The organism is Pseudoxanthomonas sp. LjRoot204_2, assembly GCF_056175765.1.
The window spans coordinates 1-4015 of the sequence record NZ_JBGFFG010000317.1; the positions used below are offsets into that span (position 1 = coordinate 1).

At 68.7% G+C, this 4015-nt stretch carries 4 protein-coding genes and 1 pseudogene; 3 read left to right on the forward strand and 2 right to left on the reverse strand.

The annotated features are described in order from the left end of the window. Positions 1-405, forward strand: a pseudogene (locus AC04L7_RS13785) (hypothetical protein); the annotation flags it as partial. 2 nt (positions 406-407) lie between these two features. Then, positions 408-1061, forward strand: coding sequence for a DUF4124 domain-containing protein (locus AC04L7_RS13790; RefSeq protein WP_435996387.1), 654 nt, complete (start codon positions 408-410; stop codon positions 1059-1061). 71 nt (positions 1062-1132) lie between these two features. Here AC04L7_RS13790 and AC04L7_RS13795 read toward each other — a convergent pair whose 3' ends face one another. Next, on the reverse strand, positions 1133-1909 hold the full coding sequence (locus AC04L7_RS13795) for an SDR family oxidoreductase (protein WP_475513217.1): 777 nt from the start codon (positions 1907-1909) through the stop codon (positions 1133-1135). Positions 1910-1967: 58 nt separating this feature from the next. Here AC04L7_RS13795 and AC04L7_RS13800 point away from each other — a divergent pair, with 58 nt between their 5' ends. Continuing rightward, the gene (locus AC04L7_RS13800; RefSeq protein ID WP_296279150.1) at positions 1968-2096 is read left to right on the forward strand and encodes a hypothetical protein; all 129 of its coding nucleotides are present in this window, start codon (positions 1968-1970) and stop codon (positions 2094-2096) included. Between the two features lie 93 nt (positions 2097-2189). Here AC04L7_RS13800 and sppA read toward each other — a convergent pair. After that, a partial coding sequence (gene sppA / locus AC04L7_RS13805; protein WP_475513218.1) for a signal peptide peptidase SppA occupies positions 2190-4015 on the reverse strand: 1826 nt, incomplete at its 5' end.

Genomic DNA, 4015 nt, shown 5'->3' on the forward strand with positions numbered 1-4015 from the left:
ACCCCCGAGGGCGAGACCTATACCAGCGATACCGGCGACGGCAATCCCCGCTGGGTGTCCTACGGGCTGCCGTATTCCGCCTACCCCGCGTGGCCGCGCAGCGGCGGCAGCGTGTCGGGCAACGTGTCGATCGGAAACGGCAACCTGTCCTTCCGCAGCGGTGATCCTCCCCGCCCGCCTCCACCGGCCGGCGGACATCATCGGCCGGGTCCCGTGCTCGTGCCCGGCGGCACCTGGGTGCGCGACCCCTGCCATCCGCTGCCGCAGGAAGAAATCTGTTCACGCCTGTCCGACCGGCGCTACGACATCCTTCGCCGCTACGGCAGTGCGATGCCGAGTGAACGCCGCGCGCTAGACTTGGAGCAGCGCGGCATCGATGCGCGCATGGCCAGCGATTGCAGATGAACATGAAAACCACCGCTCGTCCCCTCGTGCTTCTGCTGCTGATCGTGCTGTCCTGGCAGCTCGGCACCACCGCTGCGCGCGCCGAGGTGGTCATCTACCGCTGCACCGATGCCAGTGGCGCGCTGACGCTGCAGAATTCGCCATGCCCGAAAGGCATGAAGCAGGAACAGCGCACCATGCAGGGCGTCAATACCGTGCCGATGGGTCCGGGCACCACACCCACCGCCCCTGCGACGCCGCCGCCCTCCACGCCGGCATCCACGCCCACKGCGCCGCGTCCGGCGACAACCACGACCCCACCCGCGCCCGCGGCGTCGACCGATGTCCGTCGCCTGCCGCCGCCGATCCTGTTCCAGTGCACCACGCACGACAAGGACACGTACGTGACGGAGGACGTCGAGCCGGCCTCGCGCTGCGTGAACCTGCGCACCGTGGGACTGGACGGAAATCCCCAGGCCGGCGCCGGCCAGGCTTGCGAAGTGGTGCGCGACACGTGCGCGCGCGTGCCCGATGGCGCGCTGTGCGATGCGTGGAAGAAGCGCCGCGACGAGACCGAGGTCGCCTTCCGTTTCGCCCGCCGCGAGAATGCAGAGAAGAACCGCGCCGATTACGAGCGTGTCGCACGCATCGTCGCTGAAAGCAGCTGCGGCCTCTAGCGATCAACCCGTCGCGCGGACCACAGCGCGAGCGTCATCGGCAGGATGATGAGGGCGAGGATTTCCATGCCTCAGAAACCGTACCGCAGGAACCCGCCATCCACCGCGATGCATTCGCCGGTGACGTAGCTGGCCGCCGGCAGGCACAGGAACGCGGCGGCGGCGGCCACTTCCTCCGGCTCGCCGATGCGGCGCATCGGGGTTCGGGCGATGACCTCTTCGTAGTAGTCGGCGTCGGACAGTGGCCCGGAGGTGCGGCGCGTGCGGATGTACCACGGCGCCACCGCGTTGACGCGCACGCCATCCTCGGCCCATTCGGCGGCCAGGTTACGGGTGAGCTGGTGCAGCGCGGCCTTGGTCATGCCATAGGGCGCACCGCTGCGCACCGCGGTGATGCCGGACACGCTGCCGACATTGACGATGCTGGACGTCGCATGCCGCGTGAGCAGGGGATGCGCATAACGAGACAGTTCGAACGCGGAGAACAGGTTGGTTTCGAAGATGCCCCGCCACTCGTCTTCGGTGTAGTCCACCGCAGCGCGGGTGAGGTTGCCGCCGGCATTGTTGACCAGGATGTTGAGGCCATCGCCGTGGTCTTCCACCCAGTCGAGGATGGCGCGACGGTCTTYGTCGTCGGCCACGTCGGCAGCCAGGGTGCCGATCCCCTGTTCGGGGAATTCGTCCGCCAGCTCGGTACGCGCATCCTGCAACGCATCGACATCGCGCGCCACCATCAGCAGGTCCGCGCCCAGGCCCAGCAACTCGCGGGCGATCGCCAGCCCGATCCCCGCGCTGGCGCCGGTCACCAGCGCCCGTTGTCCGTCCAGCCGCCACCGGTTCGCTGCCACCTGCGCCTCCTTCGTCGATGGGCGTAGCATAGCGCCACGTCACGGGAGGACCGTCGCCATGATCCGGATCCGCCTCATCCTGCTCGCCGCCGCCTTGCTGGCCTGCGCCGCCTGCCGCGCCCCCGAGCCGCCGCCGACCGACGAACCGCCAGAGCCGCAGGCCGGGAGCGACACCGCATCGTCCTGAGTCGCGCGACATCGTGTCTTCCTGCGATGCGCAAAACGCAACGGGCCGCGCGGTTGCCCGCGCGGCCCGTCGATCACGGCATGGCGAAGCCGGTCAGAATCCGCAGAAGCAGTACGCCAGGCTCTTCACCGGGGCACCGTGGCGATCGTTGACGGCTTCGTCGACGAAACGCAGCTGCGCTTCCATCTCCGGCAGGCTGCGCGCCAACAGCGCGCGAGCGAAGTCGGAATCCTTCAGCCACGCCGCACCGATGCGGCTGCCTGCGAATCCACCCATGAACTGCGAGAACGGCGAGGACATCTTCTCGATGTAGCGCACGCGGTACGCATCGGCTCCGCCCAGCTTGGCACGCTTGGCGGCATCGGCCACGGCGGCATCGAAACCGGCGAGTTCGTCCACCAGGCCACGCTCCTTCGCCTGCGCGCCGCTCCATACGCGGCCACGGGCGACGGCATCGATTTCTTCGACCGGCTTCTTGCGCGCCTCGGCCACCTTGCCGGTGAAGTCGGCGTAGCCCTTGTCGATCACCGACTGGATCACCTGGCCGACGGCCGGATCCAGCGGACGGGTGATGTCGAACGCGCCAGCGAAGCGGGTGGTGCCGACGCCGTCGGTGCGCACGCCGATCTTCTCCAGCGTGCGCGGCACGGTGGGGATGACGCCGAAGATGCCGATCGAACCGGTGATGGTGGACGGGTCTGCGTAGATGCGGTCCGCATTCATGCTGATCCAGTAGCCGCCCGAGGCCGCCAGGTCGCCCATCGAGACGACCACCGGCTTGCCGGCCTTCTTCAGCGCCGCCACTTCGCGGCGGATCTGCTCGGAGGCGTACACGCCGCCGCCGGGCGAATCCACGCGCAGCACCACCGCCTTCACGTCGTCGTCGTCCCGCGCTTCGCGCAGCAGCGCCGAGGTGGACAGGCCGCCGACGCGACCGGYCGGCTGGTCGCCGTCGGTGATTTCGCCTTCGGCCACGACCACCGCGACCTGCGGGCGCTTGTCGAGCGGATTCTTCTTGGCGTCGAGCTGGGTCAGGTAACCGGCCAGGCCGATGGCGCGGAAACCGGTATCCGAATCCTCGTCGGCCACGCCACGCTCGATCAGCAGGTTCTCGACCTCTTCCTGCGTCTTCAGGCCGTCCACCAGCTTCTGCTGCAGGGCGTACTTGGCCAGGTCGCCACCGGCGGCGGCGACGCCCTCGGGCAGCGTGTCGATGCCGGCCGCCAGCGCTTCGGGCGTGGTCTTGCGGACCTTGGCGATGTCGGCCAGCAGGCGCTGCCACACATCGTTCATCCAGAACAGGTCGGCTTCCTTGGCTTCCTTGGATGCGGCGTCCAGCACGTAGGGCTCGGCAGCGGACTTGTATTCGCCCACCTTGAACAGGTGCACGTCCACGCCCAGCTTGTCCTGCAGGCCTTCGCGGTAGTACTGGCGGTAACGGCCGAGGCCCTCGAGCATCAGGCTGCCCATCGGGTCGAGGTAGACCTCGTCGGCCTGCGCGGCCAGCAGGTACTGGGTCTGGCTGATGTTCTCGCCGAACGCGACGATCTGCTTGCCGGAGGCGCGGAACTTCGCCAGCGCGGCGGCGACTTCGCGCAGCGAGGCGTAGCCGGTCGGCTGCAGCTCGTCCACGCGCAGCAGCATGCGTTCGATCTTCTCGTCCTTCTGCGCCGCCTCGATCGCGCGCAGCAGGTCGCGCAGCTGCACTTCCTCGGCGGCCTTGTCGCCCAGCGCCTTGGCCAGCGCGCGGGTGGCGGGGTCGGCGGTGAACTGTTCGACCAGGCGGCCTTCCGGCGCCAGCACGAAGGTGGTGCGCTCGGACAGCGGCTTCACCCCGCCGCTGCCGGCGGCGATGACGAACACGATGAAGATCAGGAACAGCAGCCCGAAGAAGATCAGGTTGAGGACCAGCTTGCGGG

Excerpts from the sequence above, each read along its gene's own strand:
- AC04L7_RS13800 (WP_296279150.1), top strand. The coding sequence starts at position 1,968 with ATGATCCGGATCCGCCTCATCCTGCTCGCCGCCGCCTTGCTGGCCTGC.